This is a genomic window from Cupriavidus sp. 8B (genome assembly GCF_054589115.1).
The window spans coordinates 1-440 of record NZ_BAAILO010000517.1 but is presented as its reverse complement, the minus strand read 5'-3'; the positions used below and the strand labels follow the sequence as shown (position 1 = coordinate 440).

Here is a 440-nt window from a genome sequence, read left to right as displayed (position 1 = left end):
GCGTACTACTGGTATCAGAACTGGTTCATGGTGTTGTCTTTACCTGCCGCTTTCAGGGCTGCTTCGCCGCTGAAATACTCCTTGTGGTCGTCGCCGATGTCCGAGCCGGACATGTTCTGGTGCTTGACGCAGGCGATGCCCTGACGGATTTCCTTGCGCTGCACGCCAGCCACATAACCCAGCATGCCCTGGTCGCCGAAGTACTCCTTGGCCAGGTTGTCGGTCGACAGTGCGGCGGTGTGGTAGGTCGGCAGCGTAATCAGATGGTGGAAGATACCTGCTTCGCGCGACGCGTCGGCCTGGAAGGTCCGGATCTTTTCGTCGGCGAGCTTCGCCAGTTCGGTCTGATCGTATTCCACGCTCATCAGCTGGGTGCGCTCGTATGCCGACACATCCTTGCCCGCGGCCTTCATCGCGTCATACACCTGCTGGCGGAAATT

1 pseudogene is annotated in these 440 nt (G+C 59.3%); it reads right to left on the bottom strand.

Features of this window, described 5'->3' with window-relative positions:
• Positions 1 to 14: 14 nt before the first annotated feature.
• Positions 15 to 440 (bottom strand): annotated as a pseudogene (locus ACYP5B_RS46045) (isocitrate lyase); the annotation flags it as partial.